General features: G+C 54.9%; 22 protein-coding genes. 9 read left to right on the top strand and 13 right to left on the bottom strand.

Going from position 1 to position 22,382, the window contains the following annotated elements:
• Positions 1-4 precede the first annotated feature (4 nt).
• From CFB04_RS05055 to CFB04_RS05020, 8 genes are all read right to left on the bottom strand, one after another.
• Positions 5-919 (bottom strand): exopolyphosphatase, encoded by a 915-nt coding sequence (locus CFB04_RS05055; RefSeq protein ID WP_088534256.1) that lies wholly within the window; start codon positions 917-919, stop codon positions 5-7.
• Entirely contained in the window at positions 894-2,585 is a 1,692-nt protein-coding gene (locus CFB04_RS05050) for a Na/Pi cotransporter family protein (RefSeq protein WP_088534255.1), read from the bottom strand. The genes CFB04_RS05055 and CFB04_RS05050 overlap by 26 nt, the downstream gene beginning before the upstream one ends.
• A 72-nt stretch (positions 2,586-2,657) precedes the next feature.
• Positions 2,658-3,293 carry a hypothetical protein gene (locus tag CFB04_RS05045; protein WP_088534254.1) on the bottom strand — a complete coding sequence of 212 codons (636 nt, stop codon included), beginning with the start codon at positions 3,291-3,293 and terminating at the stop codon, positions 2,658-2,660.
• A gap of 79 nt (positions 3,294-3,372) precedes the next feature.
• Positions 3,373-4,938: an OmpA family protein gene (locus tag CFB04_RS05040; protein ID WP_088534253.1), complete on the bottom strand. Its 1,566-nt coding sequence runs from the start codon at positions 4,936-4,938 to the stop codon at positions 3,373-3,375.
• 108 nt (positions 4,939-5,046) lie between these two features.
• Complete coding sequence (locus CFB04_RS05035; RefSeq protein ID WP_088534252.1) at positions 5,047-5,325, bottom strand: integration host factor subunit beta; 279 nt, start codon at positions 5,323-5,325, stop codon at positions 5,047-5,049.
• A gap of 43 nt (positions 5,326-5,368) precedes the next feature.
• On the bottom strand, positions 5,369-6,394 hold the full coding sequence (locus CFB04_RS05030; protein WP_088534251.1) for a hypothetical protein: 1,026 nt from the start codon (positions 6,392-6,394) through the stop codon (positions 5,369-5,371).
• Positions 6,387-7,721, bottom strand: a complete 1,335-nt coding sequence (rlmD, locus tag CFB04_RS05025) for a 23S rRNA (uracil(1939)-C(5))-methyltransferase RlmD (protein WP_088534250.1) — start codon at positions 7,719-7,721, stop codon at positions 6,387-6,389. The genes CFB04_RS05030 and rlmD overlap by 8 nt, the downstream gene beginning before the upstream one ends.
• A complete protein-coding gene (locus CFB04_RS05020) occupies positions 7,721-8,176 on the bottom strand; it encodes a hypothetical protein (protein WP_157698719.1) in 456 nt (151 codons plus the stop codon). The genes rlmD and CFB04_RS05020 overlap by 1 nt, the downstream gene beginning before the upstream one ends.
• 157 nt (positions 8,177-8,333) lie before the next feature.
• Here CFB04_RS05020 and infA point away from each other — a divergent pair, with 157 nt between their 5' ends.
• The 3 genes from infA (at position 8,334) to epmA (ending at position 10,189) form a co-directional block, all read left to right on the top strand.
• Positions 8,334-8,552, top strand: a complete 219-nt coding sequence (infA, locus tag CFB04_RS05015) for a translation initiation factor IF-1 (RefSeq protein ID WP_088534248.1) — start codon at positions 8,334-8,336, stop codon at positions 8,550-8,552.
• A gap of 149 nt (positions 8,553-8,701) precedes the next feature.
• Positions 8,702-9,265: an elongation factor P gene (gene efp / locus CFB04_RS05010; RefSeq protein WP_088534247.1), complete on the top strand. Its 564-nt coding sequence runs from the start codon at positions 8,702-8,704 to the stop codon at positions 9,263-9,265.
• Positions 9,266-10,189, top strand: coding sequence for an EF-P lysine aminoacylase EpmA (gene epmA / locus CFB04_RS05005; protein ID WP_088534246.1), 924 nt, complete (start codon positions 9,266-9,268; stop codon positions 10,187-10,189).
• Here epmA and CFB04_RS05000 read toward each other — a convergent pair.
• From CFB04_RS05000 to rimI, 4 genes are all read right to left on the bottom strand, one after another.
• A complete protein-coding gene (locus tag CFB04_RS05000; RefSeq protein ID WP_088534245.1) occupies positions 10,184-11,230 on the bottom strand; it encodes a KamA family radical SAM protein in 1,047 nt (348 codons plus the stop codon). The genes epmA and CFB04_RS05000 overlap by 6 nt on opposite strands.
• 70 nt (positions 11,231-11,300) lie before the next feature.
• Complete coding sequence (locus tag CFB04_RS04995) at positions 11,301-12,218, bottom strand: dihydroorotate dehydrogenase (protein WP_088534244.1); 918 nt, start codon at positions 12,216-12,218, stop codon at positions 11,301-11,303.
• Positions 12,219-12,247: 29 nt separating this feature from the next.
• A complete protein-coding gene (locus CFB04_RS04990; protein WP_088534243.1) occupies positions 12,248-13,063 on the bottom strand; it encodes a dihydroorotate dehydrogenase electron transfer subunit in 816 nt (271 codons plus the stop codon).
• On the bottom strand, positions 13,053-13,538 hold the full coding sequence (gene rimI, locus CFB04_RS04985; RefSeq protein ID WP_088534242.1) for a ribosomal protein S18-alanine N-acetyltransferase: 486 nt from the start codon (positions 13,536-13,538) through the stop codon (positions 13,053-13,055). The genes CFB04_RS04990 and rimI overlap by 11 nt, the downstream gene beginning before the upstream one ends.
• Positions 13,539-13,657: 119 nt before the next feature.
• On the opposite strand from rimI, the gene purM reads away from it, so the two are divergent.
• The 6 genes from purM to CFB04_RS04955 all read left to right on the top strand — a co-directional run bounded on the left by purM (position 13,658) and on the right by CFB04_RS04955 (position 21,014).
• Positions 13,658-14,704: a phosphoribosylformylglycinamidine cyclo-ligase gene (gene purM / locus CFB04_RS04980; RefSeq protein ID WP_088534241.1), complete on the top strand. Its 1,047-nt coding sequence runs from the start codon at positions 13,658-13,660 to the stop codon at positions 14,702-14,704.
• A gap of 2 nt (positions 14,705-14,706) precedes the next feature.
• Positions 14,707-15,318: a phosphoribosylglycinamide formyltransferase gene (gene purN, locus CFB04_RS04975; RefSeq protein ID WP_088534240.1), complete on the top strand. Its 612-nt coding sequence runs from the start codon at positions 14,707-14,709 to the stop codon at positions 15,316-15,318.
• A gap of 113 nt (positions 15,319-15,431) precedes the next feature.
• Complete coding sequence (gene bioB / locus CFB04_RS04970) at positions 15,432-16,421, top strand: biotin synthase BioB (protein ID WP_088534239.1); 990 nt, start codon at positions 15,432-15,434, stop codon at positions 16,419-16,421.
• A gap of 24 nt (positions 16,422-16,445) precedes the next feature.
• Positions 16,446-17,168, top strand: a complete 723-nt coding sequence (bioD, locus tag CFB04_RS04965) for a dethiobiotin synthase (protein ID WP_088534238.1) — start codon at positions 16,446-16,448, stop codon at positions 17,166-17,168.
• Between the two features lie 2 nt (positions 17,169-17,170).
• Entirely contained in the window at positions 17,171-18,535 is a 1,365-nt protein-coding gene (gene bioA / locus CFB04_RS04960; protein ID WP_088534237.1) for an adenosylmethionine--8-amino-7-oxononanoate transaminase, read from the top strand.
• A gap of 88 nt (positions 18,536-18,623) precedes the next feature.
• Positions 18,624-21,014 carry a M6 family metalloprotease domain-containing protein gene (locus CFB04_RS04955; protein WP_088534236.1) on the top strand — a complete coding sequence of 797 codons (2,391 nt, stop codon included), beginning with the start codon at positions 18,624-18,626 and terminating at the stop codon, positions 21,012-21,014.
• Positions 21,015-21,026: 12 nt separating this feature from the next.
• Here the strand turns inward: CFB04_RS04955 and CFB04_RS04950 are convergent, their stop codons facing one another.
• Positions 21,027-22,382 (bottom strand): MATE family efflux transporter, encoded by a 1,356-nt coding sequence (locus CFB04_RS04950; protein ID WP_088534235.1) that lies wholly within the window; start codon positions 22,380-22,382, stop codon positions 21,027-21,029.

The following is a 22,382-nucleotide window of genomic DNA, read 5'->3' as shown; positions in this document are numbered from 1 at the left end:
GTAGCTATCGCAGCATGCTCCTCATGACCCCTTCCAGAAGACCGAAATCACTGATTTTTAGACGGTCGAACCGAAAAAGCTCCATCGTCTTTAGGGCGATCAATGTGCCCGCAATGATGAGGTCTTCCCTTCCCGGTTCGAGCCCGGGCACCCGGAGTCTTTCGGCGGGAGTCAAAGGCATGAGCATGGCAAGTATCCGCCGCACCTCTTCCATGGGAAGAATGTGGTTATTCACCCGCCGGTAATCGTACTCGGTCATACCGAGACTGATGGCCGCCAGTGTAGTGGCGGTGCCTGCCGTTCCGACAAGGGTGGTTCCTGACGGCAGAGGGGACAGGCCATGGTCGGAGAGTCTGAGTGAAAGCGTCGAGAGTTCCCGCTCGATCTTATCCTCCATTGCAGAGGCTGTGGATTTTCCTTCCGTTAGCCTGACGACGCCGAGCGGGAGGCTCGCCGAGAAGAGCGGCCTTTGCTCACGTGACACCGTATACTCGGTACTTCCTCCGCCCACATCAAACACCAGAAGACTACCCGATTGGTCGTCCAGTCCGGAACAGACCCCATGCAAGGTGAGAAGCCCCTCTTCTTCACCGTCGATAACCTCCAGATTTATTCCGGTTTCTTTAAGCACGGCGTTGCAGAATGCATCTCTGTTAGCGGCGTCGCGCACGGCGCTCGTGGCTACTGCCCGTATTTGCCGGATTCCCTGATTTGCAATATCGTATGCGAACTCACGCATGGCCGCGACAGTTCGCATCTGGGCTTCCGGCGAGATACCCCTCTCTTTGCTGAACCCGCCACCAAGCCTTGTAATCCTGCGTTTCAGTACAAGTTGCTCCACCTCGCTTCCAGTCCACCTGCCGATAAGGAGACGCGCAGTATTGGTGCCGAGATCAATTGCCGCCAGCGGACGACTCATCCATAAACCTCCTGTCGATCTCCATTATGCTGTCTGCATACTCTGCAATTTTCATGAAAGCCGTTGCAATGTCACTGTAAAGGACTCCGGCGAGCACGGTGCATTTGCCGGCAGTGAGCCGCGACAGATGATTTCTTTTCATATTCTCATGCTGTTCCGTCAGGGAATCCTTGAGCTGTTGAACAGCCCCCTCGTCGACCCGCCGGTTGCCTGCGAGGGATTCCACGGCCAAGTCGACCATCTCCGAGACTCGCGCCGACAGATTGCGAAGTTCTGACATTGCGGCCCCCGAAAAGATGATCCGATCCTCCTTTTTCCTCATGAGGCACCTGACGATGGTCTCGTTCTGATCACCGATGTGTTCGAGGCTCGTGACCATCTGGAGCATGACCGGGATCTGCATCGAAGTCGCCGAATTGAGAGGCTGGCGCGACAGGAGCACGAGGAAACCCGCAATCTCCCGCTGCAGAATATCAAGGAGTTCCTCCTTCTGTCTCAGTCGGGTTGTCCTCCTGGCGTCGTACCTGAAGAACTGTTCGGCCACCTCGCCGAACATCGACCGGGCTATCTCCCCCATCCGCTTCAGCTCGTTTCTGACCTGCAGAAGCGCTATTGTGGGAGTATTGATGACACGGCTGTCGATGTACTTGGCACGAGGCTCGATGTCCATGTCCCCCTCTCTTCCAGGAAGAATGCTCCTCGCCGACCTGGCGAGGAATCCAACCAGAGGGAGAAAGATCAGGAGACAGATGCAGCTGAAGACGGTATGCACATTTGCGAGATGACGTGCAATATTGGGCCGCACGAGCGAGGTATCCGAAAATTGACCAGGAACAGCCAGGTCGGCGGTTCCTGGTGAAATGATATGGACGAGTTTGAGAAACGCCGGGAAGAAGAGAAGTACCAGCAGAACAGCCGTAAGGTTGATGAGGAAGAAAACAAGAGCAGTCCGCTTTGAGGCAAGACTTCCGCTGATGCTGGCAATTGCGGCAATGAGAGATGTGCCGATGACGTCGCCGAGGACCATGGCGGCCCCGGCAGTGAAGCTCAACATGCCGCTTCCGGCCATGGCAATAATAACCCCGATGGCGGCGCTGCTCGACTGCGTAAGGAAGGTAAGTGCCGCGCCCAGAGCTACGGCGGTGACTCGCCAGGAAAAGAGGTGGTTGTGCAGGGCATGTACCATCGTGCTGTGGCTAAGTGGTGCAAAACCGCTTTCCATCGTCTGGAGGCCTAGAAACACGAGTCCGGCACCAAGCAGCATGTCGCCGAGGTATACCCACCTCCGGCGCCGACAGAAGAATTTAAGCAGCACCCCGACGAAAATAACGGGCAGGGAGTAGATGGAGACTTTAAAGGCTATGAACTGAACTGCGACGGTGGCGCCGATCCCGGTGCCAAGGAGTACGCCCAGTGCCTGATAGAGAGATATCAGGCCGGCATTCACGAAACCTATCACAATTATGGAAGCGGCACTGCTGGACTGGAGCAACGAGGAGAGACATCCTCCGACGAGAGCTGCGCTGAGACGGTTGCCGGCAATCTTCTCCAGTAACCACCTTATACGCTCACCGGCAATTTTCTGGAGCCCTTCAGACATGAACTTCATGCCGAGGATAAACAGTCCCAGTCCCCCGAGCGCCTCCCAGGGGAAGGAATGATGCATGTTATCTCCTGACATCGGAGCATGGGATCTTGCTATATCCCGCGCCACCGATACTCCTGCTGTGGGGTTGCTTTACTTGGTGACTCTGAAGGGAAAGACAAAGTCGGGGGGTGCGGATTTGGGTGTCCCCGGCTTGTAGGCAAGAAGCTTCACCGACTTTTTCTCGTTAAGGTCGATCCTGAAATAAAGTAAACCGGACACCTTCGCCTTCGGTATGATTGTACCGGAAGGAAGCGCCCTCGTATAGATATCCTGGGGGTATATTTCGTAGAAATAGGGCTGACTGCTGTTGAACCTGTTGTAGAAGGAAGATCTCTCGTAATCTTCGAGGTAATAGAATCCAACATATGGATAGGGAATGAGGTAGTAGGAATCACGAGAAAGGATCTCCTTAACCTTTTCGGGAGTGAGCGGGTAGTACTGGCGATTATCGTTATCCAACAGCAGGAAGGAGTCTGCGGAAAAGGCGACTTCGGCCTCAGTACCGTTATCAATCACCACTGAGAACGCGGATACGGTACCCTCCAGGTTGTAGGAAAACATGTTTATGTCGGCATTTTTCGCCGTCATCGTTATCCCGTCCCTCGTGATGGACTGCGAATTTTCAGCCTGGTTCAGTACGGCGCCATCCCCCGGCTCCGGAATGACCTGCAAGCGTGCACACCCGATATTTAACAGGAGGAGAAGAAGCAGTATCATTGGTTTCATTAGAGTAAGTCCTCCTCATCGTGAACATATACCATAAAAGACCTGACATTCATTGGATCTTGGGCGGAGCAGATGGATTCTATGATGCCTTACGTGGCGCAAGCAGCAGAATCTCGAACCTGCGATTCGCCTTCCTCCCGGTGCTGGTGGCATTGTCGGAGATCAACCGGGTTTTGCCCATCCCCTTGATGAAAATCTTGGTGTGATCAAGTCCTTCGTTAATGGTGAGATAACTCGCGATTGCGATGGCGCGCTTCATCGACAGATCCATGTTGTACGCGGCAGATCCTACACCGTCTGTATGTGCGTCGACCCGGATTACAGCCCATTGCTTATCGCTTCGCAGGAGCTCAGCCACTTCAGAGAGAGATTTCTTCACCTCCGCCGATAGTTCCAGCTGATTTGGTTCGGAGGTAATATCAGGAAATCGAAACTTACGGTACACCTTCATTTTCTCTGCTGGAGCGGGCGATTTGACGATCGCAATATCCAGCTTGTCCCCCTTCACATCAACGCTATAGAGGGGAGACTCGCCCTCTCCGGGAGGAGCGTCCGCTTCCTGATCTGCACCCTTTTCCTCAGGAGCCGTTGGCTGCGCTTCCTTTCGCGATGGTTCCTGAGACGGCGGAGACGGTGCATGAAGGGGTTGAACTGGAAGAGTGGCTCCTGGTAGTGGAGGAATTACAACCTGGGCCGTCGGTCGGATATATATTTCTTCCTGATCTGCATCGACGGGTACTTCAAGTTTGCTCACGGGGGCAGCAGGAGTAGCAGCATTCATGAGGAGTGGAGTTAGAAGAATTATTTTAACCGGCTTCACTACTTCCGGTTCTTTCTTACTGCCAGGTCCCTTTGTTAATTGAGGTATAGGCCTGATATAAGTCCCGATCCCCTGGCAGGTAGTTAAACCGATAATGGCGCGCCACTCCGGACTTGAAGAGGTGAAACCGTATCCTCCTGCGAGGTTGAGCGTAAGGTGTGGAGAAAGGTAGTATTGGAGTCCCGCCGTCCCTTCCAGGAGGTTGTCGCGGGAGGGATCACGGTTGGTATTGCCGATAATCTCCAGAACCAGCTTCGAGCGTGAGGTTATGGCGTATTCAAGCCCGGCGCCGTAAAGGATCTCGTCATCGTATGACATCCCGGGGGGGGCGTCTGGGAAGCGATACCCTCCATATAAATGGAGTCCCAAAACATCAGCTCGCAGGGAGGCTATGAGCCTCGCACCGAGAGTTGTGAGGCCGTCCTGTTGAGGGATATCGGATACCGTCCGCTCTCCAAACAAATCCGCGGCGATTTTTAGAGGGGAATTACTTTTGCCGTAGAAGCGTAGCTTGGTCCCGAGTCCGGCACTGCCCTTTGCTGAGGCGGTTTCCTCCCCATTCAAGAGCAGGTTCGGATAACTGCCATACAATTCCCAGAACGTACCGAGCCCTAAAGTCAGTCCAACCGGAACGGTCCCGATACGGTTTCCGTCTGTGGTGCTAACATCTCCCCAGACTCCTATGCACACATTTCCCGAAGAAAGGGTATCTGCACTCGGAACAGTTATTAGACCGGTGCTGCCGGTCTCTGTGGGATTGGCATGGGAGAAGACTGCCTGCACCATGAGAATAAATAACGTGATGATCGTGAAAAGATGTTTCATGGACGTTTCGTCTTCGTGCAGCCAGCATGATAACCAAAACCGGTAATCAACACAATAAAATAACTTTAATAGGTGCGTCTCCCCCCTATGACGGGCGCGGGGGGTCGGTCACTCCTTTGCAACCCGCTCCTTCAACTCCTTTCCTACCTTGAAGAAAGGGAGTTTTTTCGGTTTGACCTCTATGGATTCACCTGTCTTAGGGTTCCTGCCGGTGTATGATTTATACTCGTTCACGACGAAACTTCCGAACCCCCTGATCTCGATGCGATTTCCGGCAACCAAAGCATCGCTCATAGTATCGAAGATGGTATTGATAATCTCTTCGGCTTTCTTGAACGACAGCCCCTTCTTCGCTGCCAGTGCTTCAATCAGTTCGGATTTGTTCATTCGTACCCCCTTTTTCTAGTGGCCGATCTACCTAACCTTGGTGTCAGCAACACCCTTTCAAAAAGTTCTTTGCTAAGTATGCCGCTTCTTCCCTTCGATTCTGACCCTCAAGCAGCGGAATTAGCCGTTCCGCCGCGGCTTTTGCGATTCCCTTTACAGCAAGAGCCGTCGACAGGGTCTCCATTGCCTTCGCTTCATCTCCTAGCAACTGATAAACATCTCCCAGCATTATGATGGCCTGTTCACTGAACAGCCCATGATCTATCATGTGTCGAAGGCGAGGTACAGCTTCGGCAGCACGTCCCTTCTCTATGAGCAGTTGGACGATCCCGAGGTGGCAGAGTTCATTCTGTGCATTGAGGTCCAAGGCTCTTAGCAGAAACCGCTCGGCCTGGTCCAGGTGCCCGTTGCGATAATCGAGGATCGCCATCTCATAGAGGAGGATGTCGTTTTCCTGTTCTGCGAGCTGTTCACGGTATAGCTGCATACCGAGTTCCGTATTTCCTTCGTGAGCAGCGAGATACGCGCGTGCAAATTTCTCGCCCATTGATGCATAACGACCCGGAAGCGGATCGGGAAGAGTCTGGATAAGAAACAGAAACCTGTCGTCAGCAGCAAGACCTTCATTTTCGCCGCCCTGGGATTCAGCTTGTCCAGGGGCAGGCGCGCACCCTGCACAGCCGGCATGATGAACATGATTCTTCTCTGGCCTCTCCTGTCGTGCAGGAACCCGTTCGACTCGCATCATAAGCACAGCGGCTTTGTCACGCAATTCCTTGTCCTCCGCCAGCTCCAGGACCAAAGACAATGACTCGCCGGCCCGATGAAGATCCCCCTGCTTCAAGGCGAATTCTGCTTCTTGAAGGTTGAGGCGGCCCAGCAAGTCTCCAGTTTCGGAAAGTCGTACCCTTATCTGCGCCTCGGCGGCAGCGCGATCCTCGCAGCCGTCCAGTTTCTCCAGTGCATCCAGATAAGCGTGTCTTGCATCGGCGTACCGCTCAGCTTCCCGGTACTTATCGCCCTTTTCCAGGTAATGCTTAAAATTTTTGCCGAAAAAAGATTTAAACATAGTCCTTCTCCTCGTCGGAAACAGCAGTGAGCATGGAAATACTTTCGATGTGGTAGGTCTGTGGAAACATGTCGAACGGCCGGCTTTTCACGACCGCATACCCGCCTTTTCGCAACAGTGAAAGGTCTCTGGCAAGAGTGGCGGGGTCACAGGATACATAAATTATCACCTGCGGCTTGAGCGTTATAAGCTTTGCTACGATATCCCTCGCTCCGTCACGGGGAGGATCAAGGATCACTGTGTGGAAGTACTCTCCGCGCTCGATAACCTTGCCTATCCCCTCTGCCGCATCTGCACAGACATACTCCGCATTCTGAATTCCGTTTTTTAGGCTGTTCTCACGGGCATCATCAATGGACGGTTGATAACCTTCTATACCTAGAATGGCATCCGCAGCTGAAGCAAGGGGGAGAGAAAAATTGCCGTTCCCACAGAATATATCGAGGACGCGTCCGAGACGGCGGTCCTGAAGCCACTCGAGCACAGTCTCGACCAGCTTTACATTCTGCTGAAGGTTTACCTGGGAAAAACCTCCACGGCTGAAAATAAGACGCAAAATACGCCCCGCTGAATCTGGCACACAGTAAGAAAGGGCAGTTCCTCCCGTAACATGAACCAGCGAAGCCTTTCTGCCACTCTGGAGCCAAATTCCTTCTACTTCCGGAAGCGCGTGAGAATTCTTTTCCAGAAATGAAATTGTTTCATCGAGACGGCCGCCGATGTAATGGAAGGTGAGGAGGACACGGCCGTCTTCTCCTGCAGCAGCATCCACCTGAGGAACTTTATCAGGCTCCGGAAGGGTGGATAGAAGCCCATACAATCGAGGGATGAGCCGGTTGATTGGTAGCCGGGTTATCGGGCAGTGTTCAGGTATATCGACAACAAAATGGGAGCCAGCACGATAGAAGCCCAGGTGAAGCACCCCCGAAATATAACGCACCTTCAACTGAATCCTTGTCCGGTATCCGAACTGCTCCGTAGAACCGACTATCGGTTCTATCACCTCAGGCTCCAACCGCGCAATTCGGGTAAGAAGTTCCGTGAATATCTCCTGCTTGCTATTCAGCTGTTCCGAATATGGGAGGTGCTGCCACTGACAACCGCCACATGCGCCAAAGACCGGGCAAGGGGGCGTGACTCGCAGCGGGGAAGGTAGAACGATGTCCCGCAACTTTCCGGACAGGTAAGATTTTTTGTCCGCGACTACGTCAAACTCAATGACATCCCCACGCGCTGTATAGGGGATGAAGCACGCCTTTCCATCGTAGCGGCCAAATCCGGCACCGCCAAAGGCCATTTTTTCTATCTGGAGTGATTTGGGAGTCATCAGAACGGGCAGGTACTGCCTTTGCGACCGAGATGTTTTTCCATTTTCGCCAGTTCTGTGCGTATGAATTTGACTGGAAAGGAAGGTGCCGCAAGATAGGAGAGAGCATTTTGTTCAAACTGGTCAATCAGCAGGCAAATGACCGAAGAGACTTCGGCCGAGGGTACACCCATCTTCTCGATATTCCGCCGGTAGGTGAGGTTCGGGCCGGATAGTGTGCTTGGCTTCACATCTGCAGCTTCGGCGAGGAAAACCGGAACATCGCACTCCACCTCGATGCGTACATTATAATAATCGTCGTAATAGCGCCGACTCCGGTTAATAAAGCGAAGATTCAGGCCATTTTTAAGGGAGAGTGCTTTAACGATTTCCATGTGATTCTGTGTCCTCGCAATTGCTGCCTCGCTGAAAATAATACGGATATCATGTACTTGTAAAGGTAATTCTAAAGCCATCCACCCACCCTTCCCCTTGCCGATTGGCGCTCAACTCCTTTTGAATAGCGACTACAGTGTGATTGGTAGTCAAATCGTGCTTGCATTTTTATACAAACCCCGGTAAAGTTACCCAGTTTTAGAGGAAAATAATATATAAATATCTGTCGGGGTCGTCATGAGTAAGGAAGAAGCAATTGAAGTCGAAGGCACGGTGATAGAGCCGTTGCCCAATGCAATGTTCCGGGTTAAGCTGGAAAACGATCATGTCGTCCTTGCCCATATCTCCGGGAAAATGAGAAAGTATTTCATCAAAATACTTCCTGGAGACAAAGTGACCGTAGAACTCTCTCCGTATGACCTCACCAGGGGCCGTATTACCTACCGTGTAAAATAGGAAGCCTGCCCAGGACTTTCAGCTCTTTCACTACCATCGAATGCAGGAATTTTCTGACCATTGAAATTGCCTCATGGGCAGTCCGGCAGTGGCATCGTAAGTGCCTCTGCAGGTCTATCACCATCAACTAGAAAAAGGAACGTTAGCACATGTACACTGTTGCGGATCTCAGAAAAGGATTGAAAATAACTCTCGACGGCGACCCCTACGTCGTTATCGCCTTCGATTTTGCAAAACCCGGAAAGGGTCAGGCTCTATACCGCACGAAGATGCGTAACATGATCAACGGCACCATACTCGACAGGACCTACCGATCCGGCGAGACCTTCGAACCTGCCCATCTGGAAGAAAGAACCATGCAGTTCCTCTATAAAGAGGACAATATGTACTGCTTCATGGACAACCAGAATTACGAGCAGATCTCCATCGGCGAAGATGCTATGGGAGATGCAAAAAACTACCTGGTCGACAATATTTCTGCAGATGTGCTCCTGTTCAAGGAGAAGGCTATCGGCATCAACCTTCCGAATTTTGTGAATCTGAGAGTAGTTCAGACCGACCCCTGGGTCAAGGGTGACACTTCAGGGAGCGACTCCAAGCCGGCTACGGTTGAAACAGGATACGTGCTCCGCGTACCCCCGTTCATCGAGGAAGGTGAACTGATCACCATCGATACCCGCACCGGCGAGTACTCGACGCGCGTCAAAGGATAGATGATGAAAAACTGGCACCTCCGCCGCCGGGCACCGGCACTTGCGGCGCGGGCGCAAGTAATTCAGGAAATACGGCGATTTTTCATAGAAGGGGGGTTTCTCGAAGTGGAGACCCCCCTTCGCATTCCTGCACCTGCGCCTGAATCTCACATCGACCCAGTCACCAGTGAAGGATGGTACCTCCACACTTCACCGGAACTCTGTATGAAGCGATTGCTGGCAGCCGGGTATCAGAAGATATTCCAGGTCTGCCGCTGCTGGCGTGGCGGAGAACGGGGAATCAGGCATCTGCCAGAATTTACCATGTTGGAGTGGTACCGGGGGATGGGCGACTACCGGGACTTGATGAAGGATTGCGAAGGTCTTATACGGAGAGTCGCCGGATCCTTGAAGACGGGCGACACCATCAACATCGGAGAAACGCTAGTGTCGCTCACTTCGCCTTGGGAGCGGTTGTCAGTGCGCGAGGCGTTCCTGAGGCATACTAATATTTCGATGGAACAGGCTCTCGATGAAGACCGGTTCGACGAGCTGATGATATCCCATATAGAGCCACAACTGGGAATCGATAAGCCTGTTTTTCTTCTGGATTATCCTGCGGAGCGGGGAGCGTTGGCTCGGCTGAAATCAGATGACTCGACACTGGCGGAGCGGTTTGAACTGTACATAGCGGGAATCGAGCTTGCCAACGGTTTTTCGGAATTAACAGACGCCCAGGAACAGCGTGCACGATTTCTACAGGCAGCATCGGAAAAGGAATCCCGTGGGGCACCCCCCTCCCCTATGCCGGAGCGGTTTCTGGAGGAATTGGATCTCATGCCTCCAAGCGCCGGGATCGCTCTCGGCCTTGATCGGCTCGTAATGGTGCTTCTCGATAAACAAACAATCGACGAGGTGGTTGCCTTTACACCGGAAGAACTATAACTCCTGGTCCGAGAGGTCGGAATAAGTGACTACCTCCCCACGGTACGTCCGCAGCTGGAGCAGGTTTCCTCGCATGTCTACCTGTCCCGGCAACAGCGGTACCTTCCCTTTCCCTCCAGGCAAATCGATCACGTAGTGAGGAATTGCTAGGCCCGAAATGTGCCCACGCATCGACTCCATGATCTGCAGACCCCTGCGGACGCTGGTGCGGAAATGCCCCGTCCCCCTCACTAGATCCATCTGATGCAGGTAGTAGGGTCGAACTCGGATCTCGAGAAGCCGGCGCATGAGCCGGACCATTGTCTGACAATCGTCGTTAACCCCCCTTAGCAGTACCGTCTGGTTTCCCAAGGGCACGCCTGCATCGACAAGCATTGCGCAGGCTTTAGCGGATACCGGAGTAATTTCCAGCGGGTGATTGAAATGGGTATTTATGTACACCGGATGATAGCGCTTCAGCATCCGGCATAGCCCCTCTGTTATTCTCTCCGGCAAGGTAACAGGCACTCTCGTTCCAATACGTATCATCTCGACGTGCGGAATCCCGTGCAACCGCGCAAGAATCTGCTCTAGCCGCTCATCGTCCAGAAGAAGCGGGTCCCCTCCTGAAATGAGCACATCCCTGATACGTCCGCATTCTGCGATGTAAGTGATGGCCTCATCGACCGAGCGGGCGCATTCGACATCCAGCCCCACACGGCGCTTTCGCATGCAAAAGCGGCAGTAGACCGCGCAGTTCAACGAAGCAAGGAGCACTACACGGTCAGGGTACCTGTGAATGAGGCCTGGCACCGGACTCAGATTCTCTTCGTCGAGAGGGTCCGCCAACAGGCCATCGTCGGCCAACTCCTGCACGTCAGGGATACACTGGCGCCAGATCGGGTCTCCCGCCTGCTCGATGAGGCTCAGATAGTGAGGAGTGATCCGTAGCGGGTAGGTGGCGGCAACAGTGCGAAGCGGTTCAGGATCGACGGAGAAACGCGCGGCAAGGCGTTCCACGTCGACAATACTTTCCTTTACCGCTTCCTGCCACTGTTCCATTAGATTCCCGCTCTAAATGAATAAAGGCGGGGGAAACCCGCCTTTTCAGTATATATGCTCAGTCGTTGCTTTAAAGCTGGAGTGCCCCGATCAGTTCTTTAACTGTCCCGATTCCGTTCTCAGTCAGATAGTGCTCCATTCCGCATGCAATAGTTGCCGCGGCTGAGGGATCTAGAAAGTTAGCCGTTCCGACCTGGACGGCAGTAGCTCCTGCAAGGATGAATTCAAGAGCATCATCGGCAGTCATGATCCCGCCTATCCCGATAACAGGCACCTTTACAGCCTTCGCCACCTGCCATACCATTCGCAGAGCGACGGGCTTGATGGCGGGACCGGAGAGCCCACCGGTGACATTGGCAAGAACAGGCCGGCGGCTGCGAAGATCTATCGCCATACCGGTAAGGGTATTGATGAGAGATAGCGCATCCGCCCCGGCTTCAGCGCAGGCGTTGGCCATTTCCACCACATCCGTCACATTTGGGGAGAGTTTCACTATCACCGGTTTGGTCGATTCCTTGCGGACAGCAGTCACCACAGTTGCAGCAGCCTTCGGATCAGTGCCGAAAACGATCCCTCCCTGCTTCACGTTGGGGCAGGAGATATTCACCTCGATCCCCGCGACCTCCGGTACCCGGTCCAGCTTCCCCGCAAGCTCCGCATACTCCTCCACGGTGTTGCCAAACATGTTCACAATAACTGGCGTCGATACAGTGCGCAGAAATGGAGTCTTCTTCTCGATGAAAGCATCAAGCCCCACATTCTGCAGCCCTATGGCGTTAAGCATGCCTCCTGGCGTCTCTACGATACGCGGAGTAGGGTTGCCCGCGCGAGGCTTCAGGGAGAGCCCCTTCGTGATGATCGCGCCGATTGCTTCAAGATCGAGGTATTCCGCAAATTCCTCGCCGTATCCGAATGTTCCGGATGCGGTCAGTACGGGGTTACGCAGCTTGATGCCGGCTATCTCCACCGACATGTCCGGTCTGGTCATGTCTTTCTCCGCTATTGTTTTTTATCCGGTCAGATCCAGAGGAGCTGTTCAAAATCAAATACCGGGCCATCCTTGCAGACACACCGGTAATCAGGATGCCCTTCCGCGTGTTCGCGCCCCTTTACCACACAGCCGAGACAGGCTCCCATGCCGCACGCCATATACGCTTCCAGGGAGACCTGACACGCTATTCCGCGCCGACCAGCGATTTGGGCGACAGCCTTAAGCATCGGCATCGGACCGCACGCAAAGATGGTCTTCGGTCCGGGATTCTCCGTCAGATGGCGCTCCATCACATCAGTGACGAGTCCGCTGGCACCGAGAGTGCCGTCGTCGGTCGAAACGTAGGTCTCTATGCCGAGGCGTTCGAATTCGGTGACGCAGAGGATGTCTTCCCGTGTCCGTCCGCCTATAAAAAGACGAACCCGCGAATGCTGCACCATCTCCTTTGCCAGATAGTAGAGCGGGGCAAGACCAATGCCTCCACCGACAAGGACCTTTTCCTCTGCAGGATCTCCCTGTACAAAACCAGCTCCCAAAGGAGCCAGCAGGTCGAGGCGGTCCCCGTGATGAAGCGACGACATCATGGCGGTACCCTTCCCCACAACCCGGTAGAGCATCTCAAGGTAGGTTTGAGGTTCACACCCGTCGTATTCCGCGGGAATGACTCCGACATCGAAAATTCCGAACGGTCGCCTCAGCAGCGGATCGATGGCGTCATGCACCTTTACCATCACGAACTGCCCGGGACTGGCTTCCCGCATCTCCCGCGGTGCAGTGAGGCGCATACGGTAGTATCCCGGTGAAACTTCATGGTTTGAGATGACCATCGATTTAAACTGCATCGCCTTCTTCCTCATTATCTCCAAAGATGAACTCCATCAACAGGGCATCCTCACCGTCATGGTAGTAACGCGGCCGCCGCCCCGTGACGATGAAGCCCATCCGCCGGTAAAGTTCGACAGCTGCAAGATTGGAAGGACGCACTTCAAGAGAGACGTAATCCGCTCCTGACTGGCGGCACATGCCGAGAACCTTTTCCACCAAAAGCCGTCCTATTCCGCAGCCCCGCAGGTCGGGGCGAACAGCAACATCAAGTATGTGCCCCTCATCGAGCACCTGCATGGCGCAGATGTAACCGGCGACCCGTCCGCCGGCGTCAAAAGCGACCAGAGGGAAGCTATGGGGTGATTTAAGTTCATCCAGGAAATGTGTTCTGTTCCACGGGTGGGGGAATGAAGCCGCTTCTATGAGGAGGACATCATTCAGATCTTCCTCGGACATAGGACAGATGGTTATCTGCGAGAGCATCCCCTTCATTCCGCCGGTATCATATGCAAAGGCTCAGCCCTTGTAAACTCTTTTTTCCTAGGGATAATGGGTTTGACTTTTGCGAGCCTATGGTTTAAAAACATCAGTTCTGTACAGGAGGATAAACCTTGATAAAATCCGGAACCACATACAAAGAAGCCGGTGTAGACATCAGCGCCGGCAACAAATTCGTAAAACTGATCAAGCCTCTCGTGAAGGCCACATCTCGGCCGGAAGTCATAGCCGACATCGGTGGATTCGGAGGCCTCTTTTCCCTCAATACCAACAAGTACAAAAACCCCGTGCTCGTTTCCGGCACCGATGGCGTCGGCACGAAGCTCAAGATCGCTTTCATGGCGGACAGGCACGAAACGGTCGGGATCGACCTGGTGGCGATGTGTGTCAACGATATCGTCGTCCAGGGTGCTGAGCCCCTCTTCTTTCTTGATTACCTCGCCACCGGAAAGCTGCACCCTGAGAAAGCGGCGCTCGTGGTGAAGGGTATATCTGAAGGATGCGTCCTGGCCGGATGTGCACTCATCGGCGGGGAAACCGCAGAAATGCCCGGTTTTTATGGCGAGGGAGAATATGACCTTGCCGGTTTCACTGTGGGTGTCGTAGAGCGGGACAACATTATCGACGGTTCTACCATCACCGTCGGAAACAAGCTGATCGGTATCGCGTCGAGCGGGCTCCATAGCAACGGCTACTCACTTGCCCGGAAGATCATTTTCGAGAAGATGGGGCTCGCCATCGACGCTCAGATTCCAGAACTCGGCAAGACGGTCGCCGAGGAACTCCTGACTCCCACCAGGATCTACGTTAAAAGCATCCTCAACCTGCGTCGAGACTTCCGCATTAACGGCGTGGCTCACATCACCGGCGGCGGATTGCTGGAAAACGTACCGCGTGTGCTGCCCAAGGGCTGCAAGGCTGTCATTCACAGGAAAAGCTGGGACATTCCCCCTATCTTCAGGCTCCTCCAGGAAGCCGGTAACGTCGCTGAACCGGAAATGTTCCGCACCTTCAACTGCGGCATAGGCATGGTGCTCTCGGTTCCCGAAAGTGAAGCTGACGAGATCCTCATCCGACTCTCCGGATTAAACGAGCAGGCATTCGTTATCGGGGAGATCGCCAAATGTGCTGCGGGCAAGGAATCGGTGGAACTGGTGTGATCATGGGGAAAACTCTCTCCATAGGAGTCCTCGCCTCCGGGAATGGTTCGAACCTTCAGGCTATCATAGACCGGATTGAGGAAGGTGTACTGCCGGCACGCATATCATGCGTGATCAGCAACAACGTGAGTGCATTTGCCCTGGAGCGGGCGCGGCGACACAACATTACCGCACTTCACATGGACCACCGTATCCATTCCGGGCGAGAATCATACGATGCAGCTCTCGTAGAGGCGCTTCGGGAGCACGACGTCCAACTCGTCGTGCTGGCCGGCTTCATGCGTATACTCACACCCGTTTTTCTCGACGCCTTTCAGCATGCAGTTATGAACATACACCCCGCGCTTCTCCCCGCCTTTCCCGGCATACACGCCCAGCGGCAAGCCTTGGACTACGGAGTAAAGGTGGCCGGATGTACCACCCACTTCGTAGATGCAGGCACCGATACCGGCCCGATCATCCTGCAGGCAACGGTTCCCGTCCTCCCGGAAGATACGGAAGAGTCACTCTCCACACGGATTCTCGTCGAGGAGCACCGGATCTACCCGGAATCCGTCAGGCTTTTCGCTGAAGGCCGTCTGCATGTAGAGGGTCGCCGCGTCGTCATCAGCTGATACTCCCTGAAGACCCCATCCCTTCCAGTTTTTCGCACCCATTGTCAACCAATCTGATCGCTTCGGTTGACAATCATCCCAGCCGTATGATATTTCCAGGTTCGGAGGAAATCATGACTGCAACAATAGACACAATCGCCACCCGGATCATTGCCGGCGGAAAAATTACGGAGGAGGAGGCGCTGACTCTCGTTAACGCTTCCGGAAACGAAGTTTTTGCTCTTTTTCTGGCGGCAAGCCGGGTAAAGCAGCATTTCGTCGGTGACCAGATTCATCTCTGTTCAATCATCAACGCCAAGTCCGGGCGCTGTTCCGAAAACTGCTCTTTCTGTGCGCAATCGGCGCACCATGCGACTGACGCCCCGGTGTATCCCCTGGTTGATGAAGAGCAGATGGTGAAATGCGCAGTGGAGGCACAGAGAAATGGTTCCTCCTGTTACGGCATTATCACCAGCGGCAGCGGCATCAAAAAGGGGGAGGAACTGGACAGGATCTGCCGGGCCGTCCGCAGGATCAAGACAGAAACGGCCATCACTCCATCCTGTTCTCTCGGTATCATCGACTTGCAAACGGCGGTAGCTCTTAGGGGGGCAGGTGTAGAAACCTATCACCATAACCTTGAAACCGCCCGCAGCTTCTTCCCCCAGGTGTGCACCACCCATGATTATGAAGAAGATGTGGATACTGTGGTCCTCGCGAAACGGGCAGGCATGAAGGTCTGTTGCGGAGGAATAATAGGCCTCGGTGAGTCTCCGGCTCAACGCGTGGAGCTTGCAATGACTTTGGCTGAACTTGGTGTCGATTCGGTGCCGATAAATTTCCTCAACCCCATAGAAGGAACGAGACTAGCCGGAGCTTCCAACCTGGCTCCGCTGGAGTGCCTCAAGACGATCGCCCTGTTCCGCCTCATTCTGCCGACAAAGAGGATCACCGTTTGCGGCGGCAGGGAGAAGAACCTGCGGGATCTGCAGTCGTGGATATTCTTTGCGGGTGCTAACGGCACCATGATTGGAAACTACCTGACCACCACCGGCCGACCGGCGGATGAAGACTGGCAGATGTTGAAGGACCTGGAACTCACTATTTCGGAGTGCTGCGGCTGAATAAGCCGGATAACGGGAGGAAACATGAGCGCCAAGGGGATCTTCATCACTGGAACGGATACGGGGGTGGGCAAGACAGTAGTGGCGGCTGCAATAGCTCGGATGCTGCGCTCCCGCGGTTGCCGCGTCGGTGTAATGAAGCCGGTTACGAGCGGCTGTATTGAAGTGGAGGGAAAGCTCGTCTCTGAAGACGCACGGCTTCTTCTCTGGGGTGCCGGGGTCGACGAATCGTGCACCGACGCCTACCCCTATTTGTTCAAAGCTCCCATAGCGCCTTCCGTTGCTGCCGAACATGAAGGTGCTCGCATCGACCTTTCCACCATCGTCAACTGCTTCAACCGCCTCTCGGAGCGGTTTGACTTCATCATTGTGGAAGGTGCTGGGGGGCTCATGGTGCCGCTGGCCGGCGGGCTTCTCATCGCAGACCTTGTGAAACAGCTGGACCTTCCTCTTCTCGTTGTCGCCCGCCCCAACCTCGGCACCATCAACCATACCTTTCTCACCACCTTTGCCGCCGGACAGCTGGGAATAGATGTCCGCGGAATTGTTATCAACAATTATCCGGAGCACCCGGATGTCGCGGAGGAGTACGCCCCCCATCTGCTGGCCTCTCTTTGCGGCGCGCCACTGCTTGGAATATTTCCTCATGTTGACCAGCCCGATCCGTACGCACTCGTAGAGGCGGTGGTGCAGTCGGTCGAGCGGGAGCCTGCCGCACGGCAACTGCTTCGGCAGATAGGGGCATGAAAATGAGCCGGGAAATCGATACCGCAACGCTCCAGGAGTACGACCGGAAGTTTGTCTGGCATCCATTCACCCAGATGCGTGAATGGGAGGAATCCAGTCCTGTCATAATCACCCACGGCGAAGGCTCGTTTCTTATCGACAGCGACGGCAACCGCTACCTGGACGGGGTCGGCGCAATCTGGACCAATGTCCACGGCCACTGCAAGCGTGAGATCAACGACGCCATCAAGAACCAGGTGGACCGGATCGAACACTCCACTCTCCTTGGGCTCGGGAACGACAAGGCCGCTCTTCTCGCAAAAGCGCTTATAGACATTGCACCGTCAGGTCTGGCAAAGGTCTTCTACTCCGACAACGGATCGACTGCCGTGGAGATCGGCATCAAGATGGCGTTCCAGTACTGGCAGCAGCGGGGACGAAAGGAAAAGACCAGGTTCATCTCATTCAGGAACGCCTACCACGGCGACACCATCGGCGCAGTCAGCGTCGGCGGAATTGACATTTTCCATGAAGTGTTCCGTCCCCTCCTGTTCACTACTATTCAGGCTCCCTCACCCTACTGCTATCGCTGCGAACTCGCCGAGTGCCGGGATAGCTCCTCCTGCGGGCTTCTATGCCTCCAGCGCCTGGAAGATCTTATGGCGGCCCATGCCGGAGAAACTGCGGGACTCATCATCGAGCCGAGAGTCCAGGGTGCCGGCGGAATGATCGTTCAACCGAGGGGGTTCGTGCGAAAGGTCCGGGAGCTGTGCGATCGGTACAACATCCTTATGATCGCGGATGAAGTTGCCGTCGGGTTTGGACGCATGGGGACCATGTTCGCCTGTCAGCAGGAGGAGGTCACTCCCGATATCATGGCGCTCTCCAAAGGAATCACCGCCGGTTACCTGCCGCTGGCAGCCACTCTCACGACTCAGGATGTATATGACGCCTTTCTCGGCGAGTACCGTGAGCTGAAGACTTTCTTCCACGGCCACACCTTTACTGGAAACCCCATAGCATGCGCTGCCGCTCTTGCCAGCCTCGTGATCTTTGAAAAAGAGCGTCTCCTAGAAAGCCTCCCGGAGAAGATAAGTTATCTATCAGCACGCCTGGCCGAACTGCACCGGCTGCGGCATGTGGGGGACGTACGGCAAGACGGGATGATCGCCGGCATTGAACTCGTGCGGAGCAAGGAAACACGGGAAGGCTTCGGATGGGAAGAGCGAATCGGCGTCAAGGTATGCCTCGAAGCGCGTAAACACGGTCTGTTCCTGAGGCCGCTAGGCAACGTCATTGTCGTCTTCCCTCCACTCTCGATCAGCCTGAGCGAGATAGACCTCCTGATTGACGGCATTTCTGCTTCGGTCCAGGCGGTATGTGACTAGAAAATACAATCAACTCCCTCTCATGTAAACTTCTTGCCTTTTCCCCTCCCCTTCATTATCGTACGGAAAAATTTTCCGGAGAACAGTGATGAAGCGCTACCGGTCACTCCTTCCGTTATTTCTGACGCTGGCAGTAATGGCGCCGGACACTGCCTTGGCCGTACCGGCTGCGCCGCTCACCCATCGGCTCAGACAGTCCGATGCCACTTCCTTTCTTGCGCGCCAGTGGGGAGACGAATCCATGGCAGGATGGGAGACGGAAGACGGATACACCATCGTTTCCGATTCTGACCTGGAAAGCTGGACCTACGCGGATCTCGACAGAGACGGGAATCTCACGAGCTCACGCCGCAAGGTCGGAAAAGAGCCTCCTCCCGGGCACCTCAGAAAAGGGCTCCGACCCGCAAAACGCAGGATACTGATGGAGGAAACTTCTCCGGCTCCTGCTCCGACGGGAGAGCAAGCATCTGCATTGCAGGTCGACAAAACTTCCGGAGGCGCAGCTTCCGTGAAGAACATCCCCGTCATTCTCATCAATTTCAACGACACCATCCCCACCTATTCCCCAGCTGATTTTACCAGCCTCCTGTTCGGAACCAGCACATGGAGCATGAAGGATTATTATGAGGAAACATCAGGCGGTGCTCTTTCTGTCTCGGCAGGCCCGGTCGGGATTACCGGGTGGACGACCGCCGCAAATCCGCACGATTACTACGGCAGGCCCAGCGGTTGGGGCCCGCCCGATGCCCTTCCAGGCGATCTGGTTTTCGAAGCGGTGCAGCAGTCGGACACGGCAATAGATTACTCCTCTTATGATCAGAACGGTGACTGTTATGTGGATGTGGTGGCAATAGTCCATCAGGGTCCTGCCCAGGAGGCGACGGGAAACCCCAATGATATCTGGTCCCACAGCTGGTCCCTTTCGGTAACCAGGTCCTACGGACTGGGACGCAACGGTCCCTACGCCACCAACGACCGGTGCGCTGCGGACCCGGCCCGGTTCGTCATAGTCGACAAGTACATCATGATGCCCGAAATGTTCGATGGAACCATTACCACAATAGGAGTGTTCGTCCACGAGTACGGGCACTCTCTCGGTCTCATGGACCTGTATGATTCCGACAGCTCATCGGAAGGAGTCGGGAACTGGAGCGTCATGGGAAGCGGGTCGTGGGGAGGCGTCGAACGGCTCGGAGACAGGCCCAGTCACCTTGATCCATGGAGCAAAATGGTTCTTGGCTGGGCGTCGCCGGTAAGGTTGCCCGAGGGACAGACTGACAAAGTTTTCACAGCTGTAGAAACCGGCGGGGAGGTCGTGCAGTTCGGCAGGACTCCGGCCCAGGGAGGGAGTGGCGAATACTTCCTGCTGGAAAACCGACAGAAAATCGGATTCGATGAGGCACTCCCCGGCTCAGGGCTGCTCCTCTGGCATATCGATGAGACGAGAGCCAACAACCGGAGCGAGTGGTATCCGGGGTGCAGCAGCTGCACCTCCCACTACCGTGTAGCTTTGGTTCAGGCTGATAACAGCTACAATCTGGAAAAGAAGCAAAACCGGGGGGATGCAGCAGATCCCTTCCCCGGGTCCCTCTTCATTCGGACAGTCACCCCTGAGACATCTCCCGCAAGCGTGCTGTATAACGAAGCTTCAGCTGGATTCAAGCTTTCCGCCATCAGCGATACAGCGACGTCCATGTCCGTCGACATCCTCATCGATACGGTTCCTCCGATTACGACTATCACCGCGTCCCCTCCTGCATTATCCAATCAAACTTCGGGCATTATCACCTTCATCGCCAATGAAAGCGCATCCTTCAGCTGCAGGCTCGACGGCCTTACTACGATACCGTGCACCTCGCCATTCACCTTTTCCGGGCTCAGCGACGGCACTCACACATTCGCCGTGGAGGCCATTGACGGGCTAGCGAACCGGGAGGCAAATCCACCGGTGACTTCTTGGACTATCGATACGGTAGCGCCAGTAACTGCAATCACCGGGGCACCACTGCCAGTCTCATCTTCTCCCGACGCCGACTTCATCTTCAATGCCTCCGAAGCCGCACAGTTCTTCTGCTCTCTCGATGGCAGCCCGTGGCAAGCCTGCACGAGCCCCTTACACTATTCGGGCCTGGAAACTGGTAGCCACACTTTCGCTGTATATGCGGTCGATTCCGCCACCAACTCCGGAGCCGCAGCCGTTCATTCCTGGTCCGTCTCCGTCCCGTCCTGCACGTACCGCGTAGGATTTAATTGCTATGCCACCTTTTCAGAAGCATATGCTGCCGCCGGCGACGGTGAAACCGTTCTCGTGCGGGAAGGGGAACTGGCAGAAAACATCTCCTTCGGACGCACCATCACCGTAACAATACAAGGAGGGTACGACGCATCCTTCGTCGTCCGTACAGGATTCACAACGTTTTCAGGGTCTGCAACCGTCGCTGCCGGCACGGCCGTTTTCGACGGGATAGCAGTGCGCTGACCCACGTCCAGGTTACACATCTTCCGATCCGATTTCGCGAAGCACTCGGCGGATGTACCACACAGCTATCCCGGCAGCGCTCCAGGTCACGACGAAAATCCCCCACCATACCCCTTTCAGCCCCCACCCGAAATGGTTCGCGAAGAGATAAAAGAAGGGCAGCAGCCCGAAGAACTGCCTGTAAAATCCTATGCCCACTGCGAATGCCGGCCTTTTAAGCCCTTGGAGAGCATAAACGCTCGTGTAAAGGATGACGTATGCCGGGAATACAAGCGATTCGACTCGGAGCAGTTCAATCCCCCTGCGCACCACCGCTTCGTCACGCGTGAAGAGCCCGACCAGCGGTTCAGCGGCAACATAAACGGCCGCTGTTCCGACAAGCATCAGTCCCACTCCGACCTTGAGGGCCGTGAACACTGCCTCCCTTACCCGATCCATTCGTCGCGCGCCGCTGTTCTGCGCAACCAGAGCAAGCGTCGCTATATTCATTCCCATGACTGGCAGAAGAACGACCTGCTCTATGCGGGTGCCTATGCCGTAGGCCGCCACGGCATCCTTTCCGAACCGGCTGATGAACCATGTTATGACGAAAAACCCGATAGCCACCGTAAGCATGTTCAGGCTTGCCGGAAACCCGAGACGCGCCAGCGACATGTACGGGCGCCGCTCCGGGAAGATCGCCCGCCAAGCAAGGTCATCCAGAAGTCCGGTACGACGGGCGCGTGAGAAGAGATAGATGTTTCCGCACAACTGAACGATAACCGTTGCCCATGCGATCCCGCTCAAACCGAGGGGAGGAAGCCCCATCCCGCCGAAAAGGAACCATGGGTCGAGGACCAGATTAAGGAAAAAACCGGCAACGAGGAAGTTCCGGAAGCTCCTGGTATCGCCGGTAGCATTGAGAATTGCGTTGAGGACGTAGTTGACAATGAAAAAGAGTGACCCTGCAAAGATGATGTCCATGTAAGACAGGGCCATCTCCATGTATGAATCGGCCGCTCCGAGTAGAGATAGAAGTGCGGGCGAAACCAGACGGCCAACAAGGGTGAGGAGTATCCCGTGGAGCAGACCGAATGACAAAGCCTGGACCGCCATCTTCCTGGCATCTGTGTCGTCGCCTGCGCCCACGGCATGACCAATTAGAGCTGTGGCGCCGCTGGAGATACCAGCACCCACTGCAATAATCAGGAAAAAGATCGGAAACGAGAGAGAAAGGGCGGCAAGGGCCTGGGTTGACACAAAGCCTGCGAAAAAGGTGTCCACCACGTTGAACATGGTGTTGAAAAAGAGTCCGATGCTGGTGGGGATGGCAAGGGTCTTGAGCAGTTGCGGTATCGGATCGTTGAGAAGGTCGTGACTGCGGTTCAT

Origin of the sequence: Geobacter sp. DSM 9736 (assembly GCF_900187405.1) — a bacterium.
Lineage (GTDB): Bacteria > Desulfobacterota > Desulfuromonadia > Geobacterales > Geobacteraceae > DSM-9736.
The sequence above is the reverse complement of the archived record's forward strand: the minus strand, read 5'-3'. Positions and strand labels throughout refer to the sequence as shown.